Source organism: Sphingopyxis solisilvae (genome assembly GCF_015475875.1).
Taxonomy (GTDB): domain Bacteria; phylum Pseudomonadota; class Alphaproteobacteria; order Sphingomonadales; family Sphingomonadaceae; genus Sphingopyxis; species Sphingopyxis solisilvae.
On the sequence record NZ_JADKYM010000018.1, the window covers coordinates 1 to 21,178 of the forward strand.

At 64.3% G+C, this 21,178-nt stretch carries 23 protein-coding genes; 15 read left to right on the plus strand and 8 right to left on the minus strand.

Features of this window, described 5'->3' with window-relative positions; genetic code table 11:
* Positions 1-110 precede the first annotated feature (110 nt).
* Positions 111-1,292 carry a DUF481 domain-containing protein gene (locus IR187_RS12520; protein WP_324187694.1) on the minus strand — a complete coding sequence of 394 codons (1,182 nt, stop codon included), beginning with the start codon at positions 1,290-1,292 and terminating at the stop codon, positions 111-113.
* A gap of 99 nt (positions 1,293-1,391) precedes the next feature.
* Between IR187_RS12520 and IR187_RS12525 the strand changes: the two genes are divergently transcribed.
* Complete coding sequence (locus IR187_RS12525) at positions 1,392-1,667, plus strand: hypothetical protein (RefSeq protein ID WP_194954950.1); 276 nt, start codon at positions 1,392-1,394, stop codon at positions 1,665-1,667.
* Between the two features lie 6 nt (positions 1,668-1,673).
* Here the strand turns inward: IR187_RS12525 and IR187_RS12530 are convergent, their stop codons facing one another.
* The 4 genes from IR187_RS12530 to IR187_RS12545 all read right to left on the minus strand — a co-directional run bounded on the left by IR187_RS12530 (position 1,674) and on the right by IR187_RS12545 (position 5,426).
* The gene (locus IR187_RS12530; RefSeq protein WP_324187695.1) at positions 1,674-2,435 is read right to left on the minus strand and encodes a TraB/GumN family protein; all 762 of its coding nucleotides are present in this window, start codon (positions 2,433-2,435) and stop codon (positions 1,674-1,676) included.
* A 171-nt stretch (positions 2,436-2,606) separates the two neighbouring features.
* A complete protein-coding gene (locus IR187_RS12535; protein WP_194954951.1) occupies positions 2,607-3,746 on the minus strand; it encodes an MBL fold metallo-hydrolase in 1,140 nt (379 codons plus the stop codon).
* A gap of 1 nt (position 3,747) precedes the next feature.
* Positions 3,748-4,386 (minus strand): DUF1013 domain-containing protein, encoded by a 639-nt coding sequence (locus IR187_RS12540; RefSeq protein WP_194954996.1) that lies wholly within the window; start codon positions 4,384-4,386, stop codon positions 3,748-3,750.
* Between the two features lie 137 nt (positions 4,387-4,523).
* The gene (locus IR187_RS12545) at positions 4,524-5,426 is read right to left on the minus strand and encodes a LysR substrate-binding domain-containing protein (RefSeq protein ID WP_194954952.1); all 903 of its coding nucleotides are present in this window, start codon (positions 5,424-5,426) and stop codon (positions 4,524-4,526) included.
* 85 nt (positions 5,427-5,511) lie between these two features.
* Between IR187_RS12545 and IR187_RS12550 the strand changes: the two genes are divergently transcribed.
* The 3 genes from IR187_RS12550 (at position 5,512) to IR187_RS12560 (ending at position 7,337) form a co-directional block, all read left to right on the plus strand.
* Positions 5,512-6,222, plus strand: coding sequence for an FMN-dependent NADH-azoreductase (locus IR187_RS12550; protein ID WP_194954953.1), 711 nt, complete (start codon positions 5,512-5,514; stop codon positions 6,220-6,222).
* A 232-nt stretch (positions 6,223-6,454) separates the two neighbouring features.
* Positions 6,455-6,967 (plus strand): OsmC family protein, encoded by a 513-nt coding sequence (locus IR187_RS16880; protein ID WP_194954954.1) that lies wholly within the window; start codon positions 6,455-6,457, stop codon positions 6,965-6,967.
* Entirely contained in the window at positions 6,960-7,337 is a 378-nt protein-coding gene (locus IR187_RS12560) for a nuclear transport factor 2 family protein (protein ID WP_194954955.1), read from the plus strand. The genes IR187_RS16880 and IR187_RS12560 overlap by 8 nt, the downstream gene beginning before the upstream one ends.
* Before the next feature lie 9 nt (positions 7,338-7,346).
* Here the strand turns inward: IR187_RS12560 and IR187_RS12565 are convergent, their stop codons facing one another.
* The gene (locus tag IR187_RS12565) at positions 7,347-8,324 is read right to left on the minus strand and encodes an NAD(P)H-quinone oxidoreductase (RefSeq protein ID WP_194954997.1); all 978 of its coding nucleotides are present in this window, start codon (positions 8,322-8,324) and stop codon (positions 7,347-7,349) included.
* 118 nt (positions 8,325-8,442) lie between these two features.
* Between IR187_RS12565 and IR187_RS12570 the strand changes: the two genes are divergently transcribed.
* Positions 8,443-8,640, plus strand: a complete 198-nt coding sequence (locus tag IR187_RS12570) for a DUF1192 domain-containing protein (RefSeq protein ID WP_194954956.1) — start codon at positions 8,443-8,445, stop codon at positions 8,638-8,640.
* Between the two features lie 3 nt (positions 8,641-8,643).
* Here the strand turns inward: IR187_RS12570 and IR187_RS12575 are convergent, their stop codons facing one another.
* The gene (locus IR187_RS12575) at positions 8,644-10,116 is read right to left on the minus strand and encodes a helicase HerA domain-containing protein (protein ID WP_194954957.1); all 1,473 of its coding nucleotides are present in this window, start codon (positions 10,114-10,116) and stop codon (positions 8,644-8,646) included.
* 110 nt (positions 10,117-10,226) lie between these two features.
* Between IR187_RS12575 and IR187_RS12580 the strand changes: the two genes are divergently transcribed.
* From IR187_RS12580 to IR187_RS12625, 10 genes are all read left to right on the plus strand, one after another.
* Positions 10,227-10,496 carry a hypothetical protein gene (locus IR187_RS12580; protein ID WP_194954958.1) on the plus strand — a complete coding sequence of 90 codons (270 nt, stop codon included), beginning with the start codon at positions 10,227-10,229 and terminating at the stop codon, positions 10,494-10,496.
* A 77-nt stretch (positions 10,497-10,573) separates the two neighbouring features.
* On the plus strand, positions 10,574-10,999 hold the full coding sequence (locus IR187_RS12585) for a hypothetical protein (protein ID WP_194954959.1): 426 nt from the start codon (positions 10,574-10,576) through the stop codon (positions 10,997-10,999).
* Positions 11,000-11,369: 370 nt separating this feature from the next.
* Positions 11,370-13,718 carry an ATP-dependent Clp protease ATP-binding subunit ClpA gene (gene clpA / locus IR187_RS12590; RefSeq protein ID WP_194954960.1) on the plus strand — a complete coding sequence of 783 codons (2,349 nt, stop codon included), beginning with the start codon at positions 11,370-11,372 and terminating at the stop codon, positions 13,716-13,718.
* Positions 13,719-13,758: 40 nt separating this feature from the next.
* On the plus strand, positions 13,759-13,986 hold the full coding sequence (locus tag IR187_RS12595) for an AbrB/MazE/SpoVT family DNA-binding domain-containing protein (RefSeq protein WP_194954961.1): 228 nt from the start codon (positions 13,759-13,761) through the stop codon (positions 13,984-13,986).
* Positions 13,983-14,384, plus strand: coding sequence for a type II toxin-antitoxin system death-on-curing family toxin (locus IR187_RS12600; RefSeq protein WP_194954962.1), 402 nt, complete (start codon positions 13,983-13,985; stop codon positions 14,382-14,384). The genes IR187_RS12595 and IR187_RS12600 overlap by 4 nt, the downstream gene beginning before the upstream one ends.
* 48 nt (positions 14,385-14,432) lie before the next feature.
* On the plus strand, positions 14,433-15,272 hold the full coding sequence (map, locus tag IR187_RS12605) for a type I methionyl aminopeptidase (protein ID WP_194954963.1): 840 nt from the start codon (positions 14,433-14,435) through the stop codon (positions 15,270-15,272).
* 212 nt (positions 15,273-15,484) lie between these two features.
* Positions 15,485-17,671 carry a PQQ-dependent dehydrogenase, methanol/ethanol family gene (locus tag IR187_RS12610; RefSeq protein WP_194954964.1) on the plus strand — a complete coding sequence of 729 codons (2,187 nt, stop codon included), beginning with the start codon at positions 15,485-15,487 and terminating at the stop codon, positions 17,669-17,671.
* A 383-nt stretch (positions 17,672-18,054) separates the two neighbouring features.
* Complete coding sequence (locus IR187_RS12615) at positions 18,055-18,393, plus strand: P-II family nitrogen regulator (RefSeq protein ID WP_058816207.1); 339 nt, start codon at positions 18,055-18,057, stop codon at positions 18,391-18,393.
* A 71-nt stretch (positions 18,394-18,464) separates the two neighbouring features.
* On the plus strand, positions 18,465-19,877 hold the full coding sequence (glnA, locus tag IR187_RS12620) for a type I glutamate--ammonia ligase (RefSeq protein ID WP_194954965.1): 1,413 nt from the start codon (positions 18,465-18,467) through the stop codon (positions 19,875-19,877).
* A 158-nt stretch (positions 19,878-20,035) separates the two neighbouring features.
* On the plus strand, positions 20,036-20,500 hold the full coding sequence (locus tag IR187_RS12625) for a nuclear transport factor 2 family protein (RefSeq protein ID WP_194954966.1): 465 nt from the start codon (positions 20,036-20,038) through the stop codon (positions 20,498-20,500).
* 5 nt (positions 20,501-20,505) lie between these two features.
* Here the strand turns inward: IR187_RS12625 and IR187_RS12630 are convergent, their stop codons facing one another.
* A complete protein-coding gene (locus IR187_RS12630; RefSeq protein WP_194954967.1) occupies positions 20,506-21,174 on the minus strand; it encodes a hypothetical protein in 669 nt (222 codons plus the stop codon).
* Positions 21,175-21,178 lie beyond the last annotated feature (4 nt).

Here is a 21,178-nt window from a genome sequence, read left to right on the forward strand (position 1 = left end):
CGCCGGGGAGGGGGGGGGGGGGGGGGCGGCGACGGTGGCGCTATTGCCCCTCCGTCAGTCCTTCGGACTGCCACCTCCCCATCGCTTCGCGACAGGGAGGACCGAAAACGCTAAAACCCATACACCAAGGTAAAGCGCGTCTGGGTGTCGACGCTTTCGATGCCGGGCGGCGGGCTGGTGTCGATCTGCGCCGAATAGGCGAAGCGCGCCGACAGCGCGCCGGTCAGCTTGGCGTTGAGCGCGGTCAGCGAGCTCGTCGACATATTTGCCTCGCCAATGATCGTCGACGCCACCTGCGTCAGCCGCAAGGTCGGTGAAATCTGCCAGCCGAAATCCAGGCCCGCGAGCGCGGTCAGTTCGGTATCCTCGCCGCCACGGACAAAATCGGTCTGGCGAAAGGCAGGACCGCCCTTCAGGCTGAGCGTGGTCTTCTTGTTGTCGAGCAGCTTGTAGCCGAACCCGCCCGACAGGTTCCAGCGCGTGTCATAACCCAGGATCCGGTCCTTCTCCCACCGCGCGAGGCCATAAGCGAAGCTGCGGTCGTCGATCCGGTATTGCGGCTCCATCTCGGCGACATAGCGTTCGACCGAAGTGCGGCCGTTGGTGCGCTGGTAATCGGCCTGCGCGCGCAATTTATAAGTCCAGTCGATCCCCCGGCGCGACAGCGCGATCCCGGCGCTCAGCCCCGCCGACTTGGTGTTGCCGCTGCTTTGCGACGCGCCGATCTGTCCCTCGCCTTTCCAGTTCTGCCAGAATTTCGCTGCCGCCAGTTTGGCGCGCGCCGCCGCCGCCGCTTCGTCTTTCAACCGCTGCCGTTCGGCGCGATAAGCGGCCAGTTCGGCGTCGATCTCGGCCGCGTCATCGGGGTTCGTTTCCTTTGCCAGCTTGCCCACCGCCTCGACATCGGCGTCCCTGCCGCTGGCCATCGCCGACGCGAGCATGGTGCGGACCGGATTGACCGGAACCACCGGCGGCAGCTCGCTGCGATAATAAGCGAGCAGCGCGTCGATCTCGCCGACATGCGCGGGATGGGTCATGCGGGCGATCCGCGCTACCGCCTCGACATCGTCATTGTCGCCACCGGCAAAGGCGGCGTCGATCATCGCGCGCACCGCGTCGGGCAGCGGCGGATCGAGCGGAACCAGCGCGGTCGGGATCGGGTTCGCCAGCACCGGATCGGCCAGCGCCGGATTGGGCTGCGGCGGGTTTGCCGGTTCCTGCGTCGCCGATGCGGGCGGCACGGCGAGGGCGAACGACAGGCAAAGCACGGCCGGACGGGGGAGAGCGATCACCGATGACGTCCTTCTCGGGGGAACGAAAGCGCGGGCGAAGCGCCGCTATAACCCGAAAGAGGCTGGCATTTCCACCCCGCCTCCCCCATTTGCAACCCTATGGTTATAGCCCTCGTCGCTATTTTCTGTGCCGGTATCGCCAATTTCGCGATGCACCGTGCCTTCATGGAAAGCGACGACCCGCTGATCCAGCAGATGGTCAAACCGCTCGCCGACAAGGCGGGGCCGCACATCACCTATGTCTTCGAATTTCTGCTGCTTGTGGGCGCGATGGCTATCGCGACGCGCAGCTGGTTCGCCGCGCTGATGCTCTACGGCCTCTACACGATGTTCAACACGATGGCGTTCAGCTGGATCATGCAGCGGCGGGATTGAGGGAGGCTACCAAGCCGGGCCGTTGATTGACAGACCTTGCGACTTGAGCCGGTCCAAAACGCCGTCTTGCTCGGCCAGGATGCGCAGCGGCACGACGGCAAGCGTAACGCCGGGCTGGGCGGTCGCGTCGCGGATTGCGTCGACCCAGATCTGGCGCAGCGCCGAGCCAAAGCTGTCGTTTGTCCATGGCCAGCATCGCCCAAGCGCCTCTTCGAGCGGGTTTGCCATGACGGCCGGAACGTCGAACTCGGTCCAGGCACGACCCCGATCGGCCACCACCTGGCCCTCGGCCTCGGTCGCGGCCATCGCTGCCTCAAGGCACGGGATGTGGGTCGCGGGCGCTGCAGCGAATAGATTGTCGAGCATATCCTCGCCGCGCACCTCGCCGACGGGCTGCGTCGGGATTTTCGATTGCCGCGCCGCCTTGCGCACAACGTCCGACGCATCGGCCGCGGTATCCTTGTTGAAGGAAAGCCGCTTTGACAGCAGATCGAAAGCCGTCATCAGAAAGTTCGAGCGCGTATAATCCTGCTCAAAACGGGTTTCGAGGGCCTGAAGCCGGGCGATCTGTTTCGGATCGAGATAATCGGCGGCAACGCTGCCTTTCGGCAGCTTGGTAAGGCCGCCACCCTTGAAAATCAGCCGCAGGATGTCGCCCGGCGATACTTTGGCCCTCGTGCCCAGAATAACGCGCTGGGCACGGTCGGTCGCGCCTTCGAGCCGTTCGGGCCGCCAAGGGTGTCGCTTTCGGAACCGCAACGATTTCACCAACAAGGATGACGACCCCCTTGGGGGTCTGGATCGTCCACATCGGCGCGCCCGAATGGCGCGCAGTGACGATGATTTCGTCATTGGTCTGATTGGCAGCCGATGTCTCGGCCGCCTGCGCGGTGGCCGGTGCCGCCAAGGCCGAAAGCAATAGGGCGAACAGCGTGCGCATCATGCCACCCCGTGATACCACCACACCCCGTCGCGATCCTCGCGCCGCACCCGGCCTTCAACCTCCAGCCGTTTCAGATGCGCCAGCGCCTCGCCCGTCGCTAGCCCCTGATTATGCTCGCCGATCGGCCGGTTGAAGAGCAGCGGGAAGGCGTCGACCGCGCGCATCGGCGTTTGCGCCACCGCCTCGGCCAGATTGTAAAGCCGCATCCGGTGCTCGTCGCGCAGCGCCGTCAACCGGACGTGCAGCCCCTTGAACGGTTCGCCATGCGCGGGGCAGACGGTGACATCGGCGGGAATCGTCGCGAGCAGCTTGTCGATCGACGCCAGCCATTCGCCGAGCGGGTCGGCATCGGGTTCGGTGATGTTGACCGACACGTTCGAACTGATCCGGGGTAACACCTGGTCGCCCGATACCAGCACGCCCTCTTGCTCGTTCCACAGGCACGCATGTTCGGGGCTATGCCCCGACCCCGTCACGACGCGCCACTGGTGCGCGCCGAAATCGAGCCGCTCGCCGTCGCGCATCCGCACATAGGAACGCGGCAGGGTGAAGATCATGCGCTGGAACATGTTCCAGCCGCGCGACCGCTGTGCCTCGATGGCTTCTTCGCTCCACCCGGCGGCGCGCGACTGCGCCAGCGCCTCGTCGGGCGTCGTATCGGACGAATCGGCGATGATCGCGCGCGCGGTCAGCATCTCGCCGCGCGTCATCCACAGCTTGACGCCCTGTTTCTTCGCGATCCACCCGGCCAGCCCGATATGGTCGGGGTGGAGGTGGGTGCCGATGACGCGCGTGATGCGCCGGCCGTTCAGCGCCCCGGCATAGAGCGCCTTCCACGCGTCCGAGCACATGGTCAGGCAAATCCCGGTATCGACGATCGCGACGCCATCGCCCCCATCGCTGGCAGCATCGTCGAGCAGCCAGCTGTTGATATGCCCCAGCGACCCCGGCATCGGGATGCGCGCCCAGCTGATCCCTGGCGCAATGCGGATCGTCTCGCCCGCGCCCGGCGCGGCGTCGCCCCATGGATAGGTCAGCCCGGCGTGGCTGGTGGCGGTAAAGCTGTCATCCTGGGTCAGCGATGCGTCCGGCGAGCCGCTGGCCGCCGGGATCTGGTCGTCATCGCTGCCCGGCATCTTATGCTTCGTCGCCGGTTTCGGTAGCTTCTTCGGCGGCGCGCGCTTCGTTGGCGGCGGTGCGTTCGGCGCGCAGTTCCTCCAGCAACGCTTCGCGGTCGCCTTCCAGCCGGTTGTCGGTCGGCGCCTCGATCCCCGCCTTCTTCGCCGCCTTGGCCACCAGCGCATCAAGCTCGCGCTGCGAACACAGGCCCAGCGTCACCGGATCCTTCGGCACGATATTGGCGCTGTTCCAATGGCTGCGGTCGCGGATCGCATTGATCGTGTTGCGGGTCGTGCCGATCAGCTTGCCGATCGCGCCGTCGGAAACTTCCGGGTGGTTCTTCAGGATCCACGCAATGCCGTCGGGCTTGTCCTGGCGCTTGCTGACCGGGGTATAGCGCGGGCCGCGGGTGCGGCGGATCGTGTCCTGCGCCTGCTTGCTCATCTTGAGCTTGTAGTTCGGGTCGTTCTGCCCCTTTTCGATTTCTTCCATCGACAGTTCGTGCGCACGCACCGGATCGCGGCCGGTATATTTGGTTGCGGCAGTCTCGTCGGCGATCGCCTGCACTTCCAGGATATGGATGCCGCAATATTCGGCGATCTGGATAAAGGTCAGACCGGTGTTGTCGACCAGCCAGGCGGCGGTCGCATGCGGCATCAGCGGGGTGGCATCGGCATTGGCCATCGTTGCTCTCCAAAGCAGAAATAATAAGGGCCGCCCCTCGCGGGGCGGCCGGACATTGGTGGCGGGTTTAAACCTGAATCATGGAACGCGCAAGCGGGCACGGCCCGCCGCTATACGACATCCTCTTGCAGCCAGTCGCACACGGCGCGCACCGCCGGGTCATCGCGGCGTTCCGGCGTCGTTACCGCATGATAGAATTCACCCTCGATCACCGGGCCAAAGGGATGGACAAGCAATCCAGCGTCGATCGCCGGACGCGCCAGCGCCAGCCCGGAAAGGGCAACCCCGCTGCCCGCCGCCGCGGCCTGCAGCGCATGATCATCTTCGGTAAACCGTGGGCCTTGGTCGACCGACAGCCCCTCGATCCCTGCCAGGCGTGCCCAAAGACGCCAGTCGGGCGCCCTTCCGGCACGCCGCCATTCGATGTGCAGCAACGTCATGCCGCGCAGATCTTCCGGACGGGCGATCCCGGCTTTGGGACTGCAAAGAACGCCGAACCGCTCGGCGAGCAACGGCGTGGCGACCAACCCTCGATACCTGCCCGAGCCATAGCGCACCGCGACGTCGGCCTCACCCGCGACCAGATCGACGGGATCGTCAGAGGCATGGAGCCGCAGGTCATAATCGGGAAAGCGCTCGCGGAACCCGCCGATCGCGGGCAGGATGCGGCGCACGGTAAACAAGGTCGTCGCGCTGAGCGTCACGGCGGCCCGGCGGCGGGGCGACAATTCCCGGATGGCCCGGTCGAACATGTCAAAGCCGTCGCGCAAGGTCGGAAACAGCCGCCGCCCCGCATCGGTCAGCGCGACACCGCGGGCACGCCTGATGAACAGGGCAAGCCCGAGCGTCTCCTCCAACAACCGGATCTGATGGCTGATCGCAGTGGGTGTGACGCCCAACTCGGCCGCGGCCAGCCGAAAACTGACATGGCGCGCGGCCGCTTCGAACGCGCGCAAGGCCGCGAGCGGGGGCAGGCGCCGCGGCTGCAATATAGATGAATCAAATTGAGTCATGGGGTGACGGATTCGCATTCGACCCGCTGAAATAATCCATATTATTCACGATAGCACCCCTCCGATGGATAAAAAGGATTATACCATGTTCGAATCGAACCAGACCGCCCTGCACCTGCTCCATATCGATTCCAGCGCCCGCCCCGGCATCTCGGGCCGCGATCCGCACGGTTCGCACACCCGCCGCCTCAGCGCGCGCTTCGTCGAACGCTGGGCCGCGCAGCGCCCGACCGACACGGTGACCTATCGCGACGTCGGCCAGCACCCGCCCGCGCCGGTCGATGCCGACTGGGTGGCCGCCGCCTTCACGCGCCCCGAAAAGCGCGACGCGGCGCAAGAGGCGCGGCTCGCCGAGAGCGACCGGCTCGTCGCCGAACTGATCGCGGCGGACGTCGTGGTCGTCGGCGCGCCGATGTATAATTTCGGAATGCCCGCTCCGCTCAAGGCGTGGCTCGACAATATTGTGCGCGTCGGCGTCACCTTCGGCTTCGACCGTGCCCGCGATGGCGACCCCTATTGGCCGATGCTGCCGACGGGCAAGACGCTGGTGACGCTCTCCGCTCGCGGCGATTACGGTTATGATCCGGGCGGGCGGCAGGCGCACAATAATTTCGTCGAATCGGGGCTGGCCGCGCCGCTCGCCTATATCGGCCTGCACGACAGGCACGCGATCGCGATCGAATATGACGAGTTCGGCGATCAGCGGCTGGCCGGCTCGATTGCGGCCGCCGAGCAGGCGATCGACGCGCTGGTGGATCGCCTGTTCGTCCAGCTCAAAATTCCCGAACCCTCCTGATTGCGCAGTTAGCGTCGCACCCTCTTGCCGAGGCCAGCGGCCTTCGGTAAGAGCGCGGCGTCGGCGGCTCCCGCATCATCCTGGCGGCCGAAAATCGTGAGAAACCAATGCACGATCGCTTCGCACGGCAGCCGCGCCACGCGGCATCTGCCAGTCTGTTTGGCGATCGACGGGGGCGCCCCGATGACCCGCAATCATCCGCGACGCGATTTCCAGTCCAAAGGAGAATGGTGTGACAAATACGGTCCCGGCAAAGCAGCACGAATATACCAGCGAAATCGTCTGGACAGGCAACCGCGGCGAAGGGACCAAGGGCTATCGCAGCTATGACCGGACGTGGGATCTCGCCGCCCCGGGCAAAGCCGTGGTCCATTGCTCGAACGACCCGCTGCTCGGCGGCGACCCGACGCTCTATAATCCGGAGGATATGCTGCTGTCGGCGCTGTCGGCGTGCCACATGCTCTGGTATCTCCATCTTGCCGCCAACGCCGGGATCGTCGTCCACAGCTATCGCGACCAGCCCGTCGGGCTCGGCGAAACCGAACGCAGTGGCGCGGGCCGTTTTCTGGAGGCAACCTTGCGTCCGGCGATCGAGCTCGCCGCTGGCAGCGATGTCGCGCGCGCCGACGCACTGCACCACGAGATTCACCAATATTGCTTTATTGCGCGGTCGGTCGCCTTTCCGGTGACCTATGCGGCAACGTACAGCGAACACGCCGCCAGCGAGGGGGCCGACCATGCCTGATCGCCAGCGCGTGCTGGCCCTTATCGACCGCGTGGTCAGCGGCGACCATGTTGGCGCGATCGAGGATTATTATCACCCCGATGCGTCGATGCAGGAAAATGGCGCCGAACCCCGCCGTGGGCGCGATGCACTGGTCGCGCACGAGGCGGCGGTGCTCGAACGGATGACGATGCACACGCACCCCGTCGCGACGCATCTGGTCGACGGCGATCTGGTGGTCATTCGCTGGACCTTCGACATGACCGATGCGGCAGGGGTGACCCGGCGGCTGGAAGAATTGTCGCTGCAACGCTGGGTCGGTGACCGGATCATGGAAGAACGCTTTTTCTATGACCCGTCGGCCGCCCGAAAGCCGTTCGAAGAGGGCTGAGCGCGCCAGTCAGATTGTCAGCACGATCTTGCCGACATGCGCACCCGCCTGCATCCGCGCGTGGGCCGCAACGGCGTCGGTCAGCGCAAAGGCCTGATCCATCGTCGGCTTCCACGCGCCGTCGGCCAGCCGCGGCCACAAGGTGCGGTGAATCTCGTCGGCGAGCAGCGCCTTGAATTCGGCGCTGCGCGCACGCAGCGTCGATCCGGTCAGCGTCAGGCGGCGGCGCATCACCTGCGCAATGTCGATCTCGACCTTTGCGCCGCGCTGAAAGGCGATGGTGACGTGGCGGCCGTCGTCGGCCAGGCATTCCAGGTTGCGCGACACATAATCGCCGCCGACCATGTCGAGCACGACGTTCACGCCCGCACCGCCGGTAAAACCCTTCACCGCCCCAACATAATCCTCGCTCGAATAATCCACGGCCAGATCGGCGCCCAGAGCGCGCGCTGCCTCGCATTTCGCCGCGCTGCCGCAGGTCACGATCACCTTGATGTCGAACAATCTGCACAGGCCGATCGCGGTCGTGCCGATGCCGCTGGTTCCGCCGTGGACCAGCACCGTCTCGCCCTCCGCCACATAGCCGCGTTCGAACAGATTGTGCCACACGGTGAAGACGGTTTCGGGCAACGCCGCCGCCTCGGCCATCGAAAAGCCTGCCGGCACCGGCAGGCAGCTGCCGACCGGCGCGACGCAAAATTCGGCATAACCGCCGCCCGCGACCAGCGCGCACATCGCCTGCCCCAGCAATTCGGGATCGCCGCCGGGCCCCACCGCAACAACCGTCCCCGCGATCTCCAGCCCCGGCAGGTCCGATGCCCCCGGCGGCGGCGGATAAAATCCCATGCGTTGCAGGACGTCGGGGCGGTTGACCCCCGCGGCGGCGACGCGGATCAGCACCTCGCCCGGCCCCGGCTGCGGCACCGGGCGTTGTTCGGGCACCAGAACCTCGGGTCCGCCGGGCGCACTGATGGCGATCGCGGTCATGCTCGCTGGCAGGCTGGTCACGTTGAATTTCCCCACTTTTTACTTCGCCCTACGGCCACCTTATTGACAGCGTGGCGCACCGGGTCAACAGTCGCGAGGCGTTTCAGGAGGAACCGCCATGGACGATGACGACCTTCCCCGCCGCCGCGACGATGTCCTTGCGGCGCTGACCCGCCAACCGCTCGACCCGCTGTCGATCGACGAACTCGATGACCGTATCGCGACGCTTGAGGGCGAGATCGCGCGCGTCAAAGCGCACCGCGCCGCCGCAACCAGCCACAAGGCGATCGCCGACGCGCTGTTCAAAAAGGGATAGGCGCTACTCCGCCTCGGTACTCAGCCCCAGCTCGGGAATACCGATCGACCGTCGCCCGCCGAAATCCGACCGCACGACGATCGCGCCCTGCTTTTCCATATAGTCGACCAGCCGCCGGATGCGCCCCGGCGAGTGGCTGCCATAGGCGCGGCCCAGCACGTCGTCGTCGGGACAGGGCTCGCCGTCGATCGCCGCGCGTGCAATCTGCAAAAACGGCGCCAGCATATCGTCGGGCAGCCGCTCGGCGACGCGCAAGGCCTCCGCCCAGCGCGGCTCCGACGGGTCGAACACCCCGCCTTTGGCCAGCGCCAAGCGACGGCGAAAGGCGGCGAGGTCGAGCGGTACCTTTTTCAGCTTCGCCATCCGGCAACGCACCGAAAAATCCTGGTACAAAAACGCTTCTGGCTGAAACACGCTGTCAGGGTCGGCCAGCATCTCTTCGAGCATCGCGACCACCACCGCATCGCTCTGCTCGGCCTCTTCGACCGCGGCGACAATGTCGAGCACCACCGGAGCGTCGCGGTCCTCGTGCAGCCCCTCGACCGCCGCAATGCGTTCAAGCACTTCGCTCGCCGCGATCGGCTCGGGTTCAGGGGCAAAGGTGCGCGGCGCCACCGGCGCTTCCAATTCGGTGAACAGCATCGACCGCATGTCGGCGCCGCCCGCCTCGGGCAGCGGCATCAGGCTGTGTGTTCCCATCCGCGTCGCGGTCTGTGTCGCGCCGATGCGGATCGACAGCGGGCGGCGCGAGATGGCGGGACCGAGCCCCAGGAAATGCCCACGCTCCAGATCGCGGATCGCCTCCGCCTGCCGCCGCTCCATGCCGAGCAGGTCGGCGGCGCGCGCCATGTCGATATCCAGGAACGTGCGCCCCATCAGGAAATTGCTCGCCTCGGCGGCGACATTTTTCGCGAGCTTGGCCAGTCGCTGCGTCGCGATCGCGCCGGCCAAACCACGTTTACGCCCGCGGCACATCAGGTTCGTCATCGCCGACAGGCTGGCGCGGCGGACGGTGTCGGACACGTCGCCCGCAACACTCGGCGCGAACATCTGCGCCTCGTCTACCACCACCAGCGCCGGAAACCAATGCTCGCGCGGGGCATCGAACAATGCGTTCAGGAACGCCGCGGCGCACGTCATCTGCGCCTCGATATCGAGCGACTCCAGGCTGAGCACAATCGACGCGCGATGCTCGCGGATGCGCGCGCCCATCGCCGCAATTTCGCGCTCGTTATAATCGCCGCCGTTGATCACAACATGGCTGTACGCGTCGGCGAGGGTAACGAAATCGCCCTCGGGATCGATCACGATCTGCTGCACCAGCGCGGCGCTTTCCTCGAGGATGCGGCGCAGCAGGTGCGACTTGCCCGACCCCGAATTGCCCTGAACAAGCAGCCGCGTCGCCAGCAGTTCCTGCACGTCGATGCGCACGCTCTGCCCCGCGGCGTCGGTCCCGATGTCGATGCTGGTCTTCACGGACGCCGCCCTATCGGGGCGCTTGGGCAAAGACAACCGAGCCGACTTTCGGACGGTCCGATTTTTCCGCGCCACCTTGCCAAGCGGCACGAACGGGCCAAAAGGGCGGCATGGATTTCGACGACCAGCTTCGCCGCTATTTCGGCACCGCCGACCTGTCGGCGATCCACCCCGAGGCGCACGCCGCGGGCACCGAACGCATGCGCGTCGACTTCGGCCTGGAGACCAACCCCGGCCGCCGCTTCGCTTTGTGGGCGCTGATGTACATGCTCGGCGTCGCGCCAGACCTCGACGTCGCGTTCAAGGATGAGGGCGAGCGCAATGTGGCGCGCGATTTTATGGATATGGTGGATAAAGCGGGCGAAAGTTACGGCGGCTAACGACCGAAGGCGGCCGTTCCTACGCTGATTGACATTTCTCTATCGCGGACATCGATCAACCTTCCTAATATCGAGCGATGGTTCAGTCCGCCGTCGCATATTTCGCCAATGGCAAAATCATTGTTGCCCCCGTCGTTCGCACAACAACTGGCCTCGGGCTGGAAGTCGATCCCAGCGTCTATGCACCAATTCCCGCTGAGATAGCTCTTGGCATGAAAGAGGCCTTGGTGAAGTCCGCGGTGGTTGTAGAACACCCGCCACAAAGCGAGTGGAAGAACTTCTTCAAACCGTTTCAAGACGCCGCTGGAGTTCGCAGCCACGCCGCTTTCATGAAAGCGGCGCAAAGGGTGAGCATTCGTGTCGTGGACAACCAAATTAAGATCACACCACAGCGTAACCTAGGCTCGAAGGAAGGATTCGAACCTATCGCCGATGCCGCTTTGTTCTTTCCTATCGGTGACGAGCATGGTGCTGCGCTGGCTGTGTTGCAGCTTCTAAGCTGAACGACTGCTTTTCGATAGCAAGCGAACGAAAGCTGCCATTCCGCCATCCACCCCAAAACCGACATCAAAAAAAAACGCTTTCCTACAAAATTGCCCCCGCATACGCTGCCACCGTCATAGATGACCGATCCACCGCCGAAGCACACCCCGTCCCCTGCGGGGTCGATGTATCGACAAGTTTGACAACTTCGGATGAAAGCTGCGCCCGCGCGAACGAAAATATCAACATCCCGTTAACCATAACACAACCCCGTCATCGTAATTTCACAAAGCCATCCGCTTTTCCCTTGCAGGGCGGCGGCGACATCGCCACCTTGTGTTCCTAGGGGCCGCCTCTCTCCCCCGGCGGGCCTCGCAAGGAGAAAAGTCCATGCCGTCCTTTTCGGAGAGCCTCGAAAAGACCCTGCACAATGCGCTGAAAGCCGCATCGGAGCGTCACCACGAATATGCGACACTGGAGCATCTGCTCTTCGCGCTGATCGACGACGACCATGCCGCCGAAGTCATGCGCGCGTGCGGCGTCGCGGTCGACGATTTGCAGTCGGCGGTCGTCCATTATCTCGACACCGAACTCGACAGCCTGAAGGTCGAGGGGCACAGCGACCCGTCGCCGACGAGCGGTTTCCAGCGTGTCGTCCAGCGCGCGATCCTGCACGTCCAGTCGTCGGGCAAGGATGAAGTGACCGGCGCCAACGTCCTCGTCGCGCTCTTCTCCGAACGCGAAAGCTATGCCGTCTATTTTCTCCAGCAGCAAGATTTGACGCGCCTCGACGCGGTCTCCTACCTCAGCCACGGCGTCGGCAAGGGCGGCAAGCCCGCGGTACAGGCCGAGCCCGAAGAAAAGGAAGAAACGAAGGACAAGGAGGGCGGCAAGTCCAAGAAGGAAACCGCGCTCGACCAGTTTACCGTCAACCTCAACGAAAAGGCGAAGGGCGGAAAGGTCGATCCGCTGATCGGCCGCGGCGCCGAGGTCGATCGCACGATCCAGATCCTCTGCCGCCGGTCGAAGAACAACCCGCTCTATGTCGGCGACCCCGGCGTCGGCAAGACTGCGATCGCCGAAGGCCTCGCGCGCAAGATCATCGAGGGCGACGTGCCCGAGGTGCTGCTGCCCGCGGTCATTTATTCGCTCGACATGGGCGCGCTGCTCGCGGGTACGCGCTATCGCGGCGATTTCGAGGAGCGGCTGAAACAGGTCGTGACCGAGCTCGAAGGCCTGCCGCACGCAATCCTGTTCATCGACGAAATCCACACCGTCATCGGTGCTGGCGCAACCAGCGGCGGCGCGATGGATGCGTCGAACCTGCTCAAGCCCGCTTTGTCGGGCGGCGTGATCCGCTGCATCGGCTCGACGACGTACAAGGAGTTCCGCAACCATTTCGAAAAGGACCGCGCTTTGCTGCGCCGGTTCCAGAAGATCGACGTGGTCGAACCGACGCTGGAGGACACCAAGAAAATCCTCGCCGGGCTGCGCAGCGCGTTCGAGGCGCATCATCAGGTGCGTTACACCCCCGACGCGATCAACGCCGCGGTCGACCTGTCGGCGCGCTATATCAACGACCGCAAATTACCCGACAAGGCGATCGACGTGATCGACGAGGTCGGCGCGATGCAGATGCTCGTCGCCCCGTCGAAGCGCAAGAAGACGATCACCGCGAAAGAGATCGAGGCCGTGATCGCGACGATGGCGCGCATCCCGCCCAAGTCGGTGTCGAGCGACGACAAGGCGACGCTCGCCAGCCTCGAAACCGACCTCAAGCGCGTCGTGTTCGGCCAGAACACCGCGATCGAAGTGCTGTCGTCGGCGATCAAGCTCAGTCGTGCGGGCCTGCGCGATCCCGAAAAGCCGATCGGCAATTATCTGTTCAGCGGCCCCACCGGCGTCGGCAAGACCGAAGTCGCCAAGCAGCTCGCGTCGATCATGGGCATCCCGCTCCAGCGGTTCGACATGTCCGAATATATGGAACGCCATTCGGTCAGCCGCCTGATCGGCGCCCCCCCGGGCTATGTCGGTTATGATCAGGGCGGCCTGCTCACCGATGCGATCGACCAGAACCCGCATTGCGTGCTGCTGCTCGACGAAATCGAAAAGGCGCATCCCGACCTGTTCAACATCCTGCTCCAGGTGATGGACAATGGTCGCCTGACCGATCACCACGGCAAGACGGTCGATTTTCGCAATGTCATCCTGATCATGACGACCAATGCGGGCGCCAGCGACATGGCGCGCGAATCGATCGGTTTTGGCCAGTCGACGCGCGAGGATGTGCAGGAAGAGGCGGTGAAGCGCATGTTCACCCCCGAATTCCGCAACCGCCTCGATGCGATCGTCCCCTTCGGCTATCTGCCGCCCGAGGTCGTCGCGCGCGTCGTCGACAAGTTCATCCTCGAACTCGAACTGCAACTGGCGGACCGCAACGTCCACATCCAGCTCGACGATGCGGCGCGCGAATGGCTCACCGGCAAGGGCTATGACAAGCTGTATGGCGCGCGTCCGATGGGCCGCTTGATCCAGGAAAAGATCAAGCAGCCGCTCGCCGAAGAACTGCTGTTCGGCAAGCTCGTCCATGGCGGCGAGGTCAAGGTGAAGATGAAGACCGGCGACGACGCCCATGTCGGCAATCCGCTGGCGTTCGAGATCGTCTCGGCGCCGCCGAAAGCGGGCAAGGGCAAGGCGAAGGTGCCGAAGACCGACAACGCGAAGAAGGCGGCGGAATAGCTACCTTGAAATTCTTGAGCGGCGATGTTATAACGAACGTATGAACACGCCGCTCAAGATCACCAAAGTCGGCAACAGCGCAGCCGTCATCCTGCCGAAGGAATTGCTGGCGCGGCTTCGCGTCTCGCTCGGCGACACGCTGTTCGCGACCGAATCGCCCGACGGCATCCGCCTGACCGCGTCCAATCCTGATTTTGCCGCAAAGATGGCGGCCGCTGAAGATATCATGCGCGAAGATCGCGATATTTTGCGCGTGCTCGCCAAATGACGCAGGCGGATCGCATCGAGCCGATCTGGCTCGATGCCGATGTGGCATTGGCCATTCATGATCGCCAGCTGGCCGAACATGGCGGGATTGCGGGTGTACGCGATTCGGGGATGCTGGAATCGGCCCTGGCCCGTCCGGTCAATCAATGGGCCTATGGCGAGGACGATCATGCAAAGCTGGCTGCCGCTTATGCATTTGGCGTTGCGCGGAATCATCCGTTCGGTGACGGAAACAAGCGGACGGCGTGGGTGCTAGCTCGTCTTTTCCTGCGCCTGAACGGTCTAGAGCTTCGGTTTGATCCGCAAGATGCGATTACGACCGTCTTGGCGCTCGCTGCAGGCGAGCTTGCCGAGGACGAGCTGGCTGACTGGTTTCGGAATCACCTGTCGGCGACTTAATCTCGCGACACTATCGCATTTTCAGCCTCCAGTCGCTATATCCCTCCCATGTACGACTATGTCTCCGTAACCACCGCCGACGCCGGCGCGCCCACCCCGGTGCGCGACGGCACGATCAAGCTGCACGACGCGGCGGGCTTTGCCGGGATGCGCAAGGCGGGGCGGCTGTCGGCCGAAATCCTCGACGCGCTGGTTCCGTTTGTTCAGCCCGGTGTGACCACGGCGGCGATCGACGACCTCGTCCGCATGATGATGCTCGACGGCGGCGGCATCCCTGCGACATTGGGTTATCGCGGTTTCACCCACAGCTGCTGCACCAGCATCAACCATGTTGTGTGTCACGGCATCCCCGACGACAAGCCGCTGCGCGAGGGCGATATCGTCAATATCGACGTCACCAGCATCGTCGACGGCTGGCATGGCGACACCAGCCGCATGTATCTGGTGGGCGAAGTGCCGATCAAGGCGCGGCGGCTGGTCGAGGTCACCTATGAATGCCTGATGCTCGGGATCGAGCAGGCGAAACCCGGCAACCGCATGGGAGACGTCGCGCACGCGATCCAGACCCACGCCGAGCGCCACCGCTATTCGGTCGTCCGCGATTTCTGCGGCCACGGGCTGGGGCAGATGTTCCACGATGCGCCCGAAGTCGTCCACGCCGGGCGCCCCGGCACCGGCCCCGAGCTCAAGCCCGGCATGTTCTTCACCATCGAGCCGATGATCAACACCGGCAAATATGCGGTAAAGATGCTTGCCGACGGCTGGACCGCGGTGACCCGCGACCGCAGCCTCTCGGCGCAGTTCGAACATAGCATCGGCATCACTGAGACCGGCTGCGAGATTTTTACCGCCAGCCCGACTGGCCTGAACGCGCCGCCTTGGGCCTGATCGCCACCCGCTTTGATTTCGTCATCCCGGACTTGATCCGGGATCCATGACTTTCAATGCCGCGCCGGCCTTCGTGGACCCCGGATCAAGTCCGGGGTGACGAAAGCCTAGCCCCCTCCGCCCACCCCCCAACTTTCCCCCTTGCACCCACGCCCCTTCGCGCGCAGACTTGACGTTAACGTCAAGATAGGCGTCGAACGGGAGAGCATGGGATGGCGAAACGGGTCTTTTCGGCCGCGCTGCTGGGCTGCGCGGCTTTGGCACTGGCGGCGTGCAACGCGTCGAAGAACGACAGCATCTCGGGAACCGGATCGCTCGACGAAGCGGAGAAAGCCAGCGAGACCCTGCTCAAAACCGGCGGCACCGGCGACGACTGGGGCGCCATCGGTTTCAGCTACGACGAGCAACGCTTCAGCCCGCTCACCGACATCAGCGACAAGAATGTTAGCGAACTGGGCATCGCCTGGACCGCCGATCTGGAGGATGCCCGCGGGCAGGAGGCCACCCCCGTCGTCGTCGATGGCGTTATGTATGTCAGCCACGCCTGGTCAAAGGTCAGCGCCTGGGACGCCGCGACCGGCAAGCCGCTGTGGAAATTCGACCCCAAAGTCCCCGGCGAGAGCGCGGTCAACGCCTGCTGCGACGTCGTCAATCGCGGCGTCGCGCTATGGGGCGACAAGGTTTTCGTCGGGACGATCGACGGCCGCCTGATCGCGCTCGACCGCAAGACAGGCGCGGAGCTGTGGTCGACGCAGACCGTCGATGCTTCGAAACCCTATACGATCACCGGCGCGCCGCGCGTCGTGAAGGACATGGTGCTGATCGGCAATGGCGGCGCCGAATTCGGGGTGCGCGGCTATGTCACCGCTTACGACGCCGACACCGGCAAGGAACGCTGGCGTTTCTACACCGCTCCCAACCCGACCAAGGCGAAGGACGGCGCCGCGTCGGACGACATCTTTGCGAGCAAGGGCAACGCCACCTGGTCCGACACGGGCGAGTGGCAGACCTCGGGCGGCGGTGGCACCGTGTGGGACGCGATCGTTTACGACAAGGATCTCGACCAGATTTACCTCGGCGTCGGCAACGGCAATCCGTGGAACCACGGGACGCGATCGAACGGCGAGGGCGACAACTGGTTCCTGTCTTCCATCGTTGCGGTCGATGCGACGACGGGGGCGTATAAATGGCATTATCAGGAAACCCCCGCCGAGACGTGGGATTATACCGCGACCCAGCCGATCATCCTTGCCGAGCAGGCGGTGAACGGCAAACCCACCAAAGTGCTGTACCACGCACCGAAGAACGGCTTTTTCTTCACGATCGACCGGGCGAGCGGCAAGCTGATCGATGCAAAACCGTTCGTCGATGGCATCAACTGGGCAACGGGCTACGACCTTAAGACCGGCCGCCCGATCGAAAATCCCGAGGCGCGCTTCTACAAGACCGGCAAGCCCTTCATCGCCATCCCCGGCGCGCTTGGCGCGCACAACTGGCACCCGATGAGCTATAATCCAGCAACCGGCCTCGTTTACATCCCGGCGCAGCAGATCCCGCAAGCCTATATCGCCGACATGAACGAACTCGACCGGCGCAAGGTCGTCGGCTTCAACGTCGGCACCTCGCTCACCGGCACGATGATGCCCGACGACAAGGCAGCGTATCGCGCCGCAGTTGCGGCAACGACCGGCCGCCTCGTCGCCTTCGATCCGCGCAGCGGCAAGGTCGCGTGGAGCGTCGACCATCCCGCGGCGTGGAACGGCGGCACGATGACCACCGCGGGCAACCTCGTGTTTCAGGGCACCAGCCTTGGCCGTTTCCGCGCCTATGCCGCCGATACCGGCAAGCAACTCCTCGACCTCGACATGCAATCGGGGATCGTCAGCGCGCCGTCGACCTTCCGCGTGAACGGCGTACAGTATGTCGCCTTCCAGACGAGCAAGGGCGGCGCTTTCCCGCTCGTCGCGGGAGTTGCCGGGGGAGCGACCCGCAAGATACCCAATATCCCGCGCCTCGTCGTGCTGAAGCTCGGCGGTACCGCAAAGCTGCCGGCTCCGACCGCCACTACGACGCTGGCGTGGAACCCGCCGCCGCAGTTCGGCACGCCCGCACAGGTCGCCGCGGGCAAGGCCAGTTTCGGGCGCTATTGCATCGTCTGTCACGGCGACAGCGCGATCGGCAATGGCTTTACCCCCGACCTGCGCGTATCGGGCACGCTGGCCAACGCCGATGCGTGGAAGAGCGTGGTGATCGACGGCGCGCTCAAGGACCGCGGCATGGTCAGCTTTGCGAAAGTGCTGACCCCGCAGGACGCCGAAGCGGTCCGCGCCTATGTCATCGACCGGTCGATCTGGACCAAGGCGAATCTGGCCGACAGCAGCGCGCCGATGGGGCGGTGAACTGAACATCCTCCTTGTCGCGCAGCGATGGGGAGGGGGACCGTTCGCGAAGCGAATGGTGGAGGGGCTTTGCGACGGGAGCGCTATCGCCCCTCCGTCAGCGCTTCGCGCTGCCACCTCCCCATCGCTGCGCGACAGGGAGAAATGAACACGCGTCTGCCGCTTTTTTAGGCACCGCGCCGCGCTCATTGCTCACCGCTTAAGCAAAGACGCAATTTCCTGTCACAAATCTTACCGAAAGCTTGCGATTCGCCAATTGGCACGGCTTTTGATTGGTGCAAGATGGCGGGACACCGCACCGACTCGACGGCAGACCGGACAGGCAGCCCTGATCCGGCTTGACGCGCAAAGGGCGGCGGCCAGCCCAAAGGGGGACGAAAAGCGTGAAGAAGATTGAGGCGATCATCAAGCCGTTCAAGCTCGACGAAGTGAAGGAGGCGCTGCACGAAGTCGGCGTCAGTGGCATCACCGTGACCGAAGCCAAGGGTTTCGGTCGGCAAAAGGGCCACACCGAACTCTATCGCGGCGCCGAATATGTCGTCGACTTTCTGCCCAAGGTGAAGCTGGAGGTGATCGTCGAGGACGGCCTTGCCGAACGCGTGGTCGAGGCGATCGCCGCCGCCGCACAGACCGGTCGCATCGGCGACGGCAAGATTTTCGTCATCCCGGTCGAGACCGCGCTCCGCATCCGCACCGGCGAACGCAACGAGGATGCGCTTTAATCTCTCCACATTTTTCGAAAACCCGACAACCCCGGCACGCCGGACCATTTCGCAAGAAGGAAGCATAGACCATGGCTACGAAGCCCAAGGACATCATCGCCCGGATCAAGGAAAACGACATCGAGTGGGTCGACCTGCGCTTCACCGACCCCAAGGGCAAGTGGCAGCATCTGACGATGTGCGCCGGGGTGATCGACGAAGACGCGCTCGAAGACGGGCTGATGTTCGACGGATCGTCGATCGAAGGCTGGAAAGCTATCAACGAAAGCGACATGATCCTGAAGCCCGACCTCGACGCCGTCTATGACGATCCCTTCTCGGCCACCCCGATGCTGGTGATGTTCTGCGATATCGTCGAACCGTCGACCGGCGAAGGCTATGCCCGCGACCCGCGCACCACGGCCAAACGCGCCGAGGCCTACGTGACCTCGACCGGCATCGGCGACACCGTCTATGTCGGTCCCGAAGCTGAATTCTTCATGTTCGATGATGTCCGTTTCGAAACGGGCTACAACAAGTCGGGCTTCGAGATCGACGATATCGAGCTGCCGACCAATACCGGCCGCAGCTATGAAGGCGGCAACCTCGGCCACCGTCCGCGCGCCAAGGGTGGCTATTTCCCCGTCGCGCCTGTCGACAGCGCCGTCGACATCCGCGCCGAGATGGTCTCGACGATGCTCGAAATGGGCCTGCCCTGCGACAAGCATCACCATGAAGTCGCCGCGGCGCAGCACGAGCTGGGCCTGACTTTCGGCACGCTGACGCAGACCGCCGACCGCATGCAAATCTATAAATATGTCGTGCACCAGGTCGCGCACGCCTATGGCAAGACCGCGACCTTCATGCCCAAGCCGATCAAGGACGACAACGGCAGCGGCATGCATACCCACATCTCGATCTGGGAAAAGGGCAAGCCGCTGTTTGCGGGCAATGGCTATGCCGGCCTCAGCGACATGTGCCTCTATTTCATCGGCGGCGTCATCAAGCACGCCAAGGCGCTCAACGCCTTCACCAACCCGACGACGAACAGCTACAAGCGCCTCGTCCCTGGTTTCGAAGCGCCGGTGCTGCTCGCTTACTCGTCGCGCAACCGTTCGGCCTCTTGCCGCATCCCTTACGGTGCGGGCGCCAAGGCGAAGCGCGTCGAATTCCGCTTCCCCGATGCGATGGCCAACCCCTATCTCTGCTATTCGGCGCTGCTGATGGCGGGCCTCGACGGCATCCAGAACAAGATTCATCCCGGCGACGCGATGGACAAAAATCTGTACGACCTGCCGCCCGAGGAACTGGCCGAAGTGCCGACCGTCTGCGGCAGCTTGCGCGAAGCACTCGACAGCCTGGCCGCCGATCATGACTTCCTGCTGAAGGGCGACGTGTTCAGCAAGGACCAGATCGAAGCCTATATCGAACTGAAGTGGGCCGAGGTTTACAATTTCGAACAGACGCCGAGCCCGGTCGAGTTCGACATGTACTATAGCGCCTGATCGTCCGCGATCAGCGACGCCAGCGAGGGGTGTCCGGTTCGGGGGAGCCGGGCACCCTTTTCTTTTTTACTAGTCCGTTATCCCCCACCCTACGCGGCGGGTAATTGCGCGCCCGGTCAACGGATCCGAAGGCGCCTGTCGAACGACAGGAGAGCCATTTGACCTGGAAAATAGCAGCAGCCTTGCTGGCATCATTGTTGACCGCGTGCAGCAGCGGCGAAAGCGCCGAAGTCCATGATGGCACGCCGGCGGGCTATCGCGAGGCGGCGGCGGCACTCGACGCGGCGATCGTCGCGAAGGATGAAGCGGCGCTCGAACGTCTGCTTGCCGAAGATTTTCTATGGGTTCGCGGCAGCGGCGCCAAAGGCGACAAACAGGCGTTCATCAGCGCGCTGGCCGCGCCGTCGATCCGCATCGAGCCCTTTACCCCCAGCGAGGCGCGGTGGATCACCTCGGGCGACAGCGCGCTGCTCGCCGCGACCAACCGGCTTGTCGGCACCGCCGACGGCGCCGCATTTGTCGATCGCCATCGTTTTGCCGACCACTGGCTGTGGCGTGACGGCGCGTGGCGTCTGGTCTATATCCAGGTGACGCCAGTGCCCGATCCGGCCGCTGATGACTGACGCAGCTATCGCGGCGTCATCATCCCGCGTCGTCCGGCCGCAACGAAGCAGGCGAGCAGCAGCGCGCCGAACGACAGCGACACCAGATCCAGCGCATTCGGACTGTCGGTCAGGCCAACCGCGCTCGCCCCGCCCCACAGGATCAGCACGGGAATGAGCAAATTGCCTGCGACCGCGCCGGTGTCGATAGTCAATTGCCGCCATAGTTCGTCGAAGCTTTGCCACATCCATGCCGACACCAGCGCAAACACAGAAAGCACCGCGACGAGCAGACCATAGGCAACCGGCGGCGTGACCAACGCCGCGCCACCCTCGGCGGCGGTAGCGACCGAATGCGCAAGGAGCATCAATGCCATCCCGAGGACCAGGCAACAGACCGCACTCGCCCCCATATGCGCGCGCTCTTCGACAATTTCCTCGGCATCGGTGACGTTGAGCAGCCGCTGGCCGAGCAGGCGCGGGGCAAGCGTGCCGATCCCGACAAACAATCCCATCAACGCATAGATCAGGCCGACACCGATCAGGATGATCGCCGAGGGCGCCCAGTCGCGCCCGCCCTGCCCGTCCACCAAGCTGAGCACCGCAACCATGCCACCGGCGCCGGCGATCCCGCCGATGACCGCTTGCACCGCCATCTTGCGCCAGCCCCGCGCCTTGCCTGCCGTGGTCGTCATCCTG

What these genes read in the sequence shown, in the direction of transcription:
- IR187_RS12535 (WP_194954951.1), bottom strand. Translation starts at nt 3,746, where the DNA reads ATGCCGGGCAGCGATGACGACCAGATCCCGGCGGCCAGCGGCTCGCCG.
- IR187_RS12560 (WP_194954955.1), top strand. Translation starts at nt 6,960, where the DNA reads ATGCCTGATCGCCAGCGCGTGCTGGCCCTTATCGACCGCGTGGTCAGC.
- map (WP_194954963.1), top strand. Translation starts at nt 14,433, where the DNA reads ATGTACGACTATGTCTCCGTAACCACCGCCGACGCCGGCGCGCCCACC.
- IR187_RS12570 (WP_194954956.1), top strand. Translation starts at nt 8,443, where the DNA reads ATGGACGATGACGACCTTCCCCGCCGCCGCGACGATGTCCTTGCGGCG.
- IR187_RS12525 (WP_194954950.1), top strand. Translation starts at nt 1,392, where the DNA reads ATGGTTATAGCCCTCGTCGCTATTTTCTGTGCCGGTATCGCCAATTTC.
- IR187_RS12610 (WP_194954964.1), top strand. Translation starts at nt 15,485, where the DNA reads ATGGCGAAACGGGTCTTTTCGGCCGCGCTGCTGGGCTGCGCGGCTTTG.
- IR187_RS12580 (WP_194954958.1), top strand. Translation starts at nt 10,227, where the DNA reads ATGGATTTCGACGACCAGCTTCGCCGCTATTTCGGCACCGCCGACCTG.
- IR187_RS12540 (WP_194954996.1), bottom strand. Translation starts at nt 4,386, where the DNA reads ATGCCGCATGCGACCGCCGCCTGGCTGGTCGACAACACCGGTCTGACC.
- IR187_RS12545 (WP_194954952.1), bottom strand. Translation starts at nt 5,426, where the DNA reads ATGACTCAATTTGATTCATCTATATTGCAGCCGCGGCGCCTGCCCCCG.
- IR187_RS12565 (WP_194954997.1), bottom strand. Translation starts at nt 8,324, where the DNA reads ATGACCGCGATCGCCATCAGTGCGCCCGGCGGACCCGAGGTTCTGGTG.
- clpA (WP_194954960.1), top strand. Translation starts at nt 11,370, where the DNA reads ATGCCGTCCTTTTCGGAGAGCCTCGAAAAGACCCTGCACAATGCGCTG.
- IR187_RS12600 (WP_194954962.1), top strand. Translation starts at nt 13,983, where the DNA reads ATGACGCAGGCGGATCGCATCGAGCCGATCTGGCTCGATGCCGATGTG.
- IR187_RS12585 (WP_194954959.1), top strand. Translation starts at nt 10,574, where the DNA reads ATGGTTCAGTCCGCCGTCGCATATTTCGCCAATGGCAAAATCATTGTT.
- glnA (WP_194954965.1), top strand. Translation starts at nt 18,465, where the DNA reads ATGGCTACGAAGCCCAAGGACATCATCGCCCGGATCAAGGAAAACGAC.
- IR187_RS12630 (WP_194954967.1), bottom strand. Translation starts at nt 21,174, where the DNA reads ATGACGACCACGGCAGGCAAGGCGCGGGGCTGGCGCAAGATGGCGGTG.
- IR187_RS12550 (WP_194954953.1), top strand. Translation starts at nt 5,512, where the DNA reads ATGTTCGAATCGAACCAGACCGCCCTGCACCTGCTCCATATCGATTCC.
- IR187_RS12595 (WP_194954961.1), top strand. Translation starts at nt 13,759, where the DNA reads ATGAACACGCCGCTCAAGATCACCAAAGTCGGCAACAGCGCAGCCGTC.